This window comes from Nodularia sp. LEGE 04288 (genome assembly GCF_963896525.1).
Taxonomy (GTDB): domain Bacteria; phylum Cyanobacteriota; class Cyanobacteriia; order Cyanobacteriales; family Nostocaceae; genus Nodularia.
Map to the genome: position 1 here is coordinate 1 of NZ_CAWQOY010000083.1, position 1,646 is coordinate 1,646.

Sequence of the window (1,646 nt, forward strand, 5' to 3'; positions counted from 1 at the left end):
GTGTTTGGATCTGTAATTGGGGCTGTGCTTGCGTCTGTGATGGGTGCTGCGACTGTCGCTGCTAGTGTTAAGAATAAGTCAATTAGTATACCGTTGCTGCTACTCACAGCCGGATTAGGAATTACTATTGGAATTGGTTGGATAGTCGGACTGTTTAATCCCTACATTTTATTAGCACTGTCAGGAACCGGATTACCCTTAGCAACTATGCTGCTTTCTCAACGCTCTGAACGCCGCAAGTTAATTGCTCAATACCGTAAGTCTGAGGAACGTCTCATCAAACCATGAATGAATATTAAACTATGTTTGCACTTTTCGGAAATCCTCTAAAAAGCTGAATGTGCTAAATTAATCACATTAACTTGCTGCTACCAGACTATGAGCTATCCAGACTTTTCTCCACAAGGTTATCAAGTCATCAGCGAACTAGGACGCAATCGGGAAGGGGGAAGAATTGCATGGTTAGCGACAGACCTGAAGACAAGTCAACAGGTGGTAATCAAGCAGTTCTGTTTTGCTCAAGTTGGTTCTGACTGGTCAGCGTATAAAGAACATGAGCGAGAAATTCAAGTCCTACAAGGACTCAATCACCCAGGTATTCCCAAATATTTGGGTGCATTGGAAACACTGGATGGCTTTTGTTTGATTCAAGAATACAAAAACGCCCGGACTTTAGCAGTTCAACGCAGCTTTGACTCGGAAGAAATTAAACAAATAGCCGTCAAAGTTTTAGAAATATTAGTATATTTACAAAATCGGATTCCTCCGGTTATTCATCGAGATATTAAACCAGAAAATATCTTAGTGGATGAGCAAATTAATGTTTATCTGATTGACTTTGGGATGAGTCGCATTGGGAGCCAGGAACTAGCTGCTAGTAGTGTATTTAATGGTACGCCTGGTTTTATGCCCCCAGAGCAAATACGTAAGCCAAAGGTAGGGTCTGACCTATACGGTTTGGGTGCTACGCTGATTTGTCTACTGACTGGGACAAAATCGACGCAGATGCAAGACTTAACAGATGACTATGACCCTTATGTGATTAATTTTCGTCATTTGTTGCCTAAATTAAGTCTGCGCTTTCTCAACTGGTTGGAGTTGATGGTGAAACCTCGATTCAATGAACGTTTTGCTGATGCACAAACAGCTTTAGATGCGTTGAAACAGCTTAATTTGGTGCGTGTACCAAGAGTTGAGTTGAGTACATCGGTGCTAGAGTTCACAGCAACTCAGTTAGGTGAAAGGCTAAGGCAAACTATTACAGTTGAGAACCCGATACCAGATACGATGCTCGAAGGTAAATGGGAAGTCGCGCCTCATCCCCAAGACCCACCCCATACCCCGGACTCTCACCCTTGGATTTGTGTAGAACCTGCTCAGTTTAGCCGCAATCATACTCAGTGTAGTGTGGAAGTAGATACTAGCAAGTTGATGGCTGACAAGCTGTATAAACGTCAGTTGCTATTGCGTAGTAATGCTGATCCAGCAGTTTACCCTTTAACTGTGCAAGTCCAGACAGCGCCTCTGCCAATTGAAAAGCGAAAAGTCCCTTATACTCAATTTGCTGTCATATTCTTAGTTTTTGCGGTTGTATCTATCGCTATATCTTGGGCTATAGCTGTGGGTGGGGATGGGGCTTTGATGGT

The 1,646-nt window shown here is 43.0% G+C and carries 1 protein-coding gene and 1 pseudogene; both read left to right on the top strand.

From position 1 onward, the window contains the following. Positions 1–288: pseudogene (locus AACX33_RS05825) on the top strand (serine/threonine protein kinase); the annotation flags it as partial. 90 nt (positions 289–378) lie between these two features. Beyond that, positions 379–1,646 (top strand): serine/threonine protein kinase (locus AACX33_RS05830; protein WP_227789462.1); only part of this gene is annotated, 1,268 nt, incomplete at its 3' end.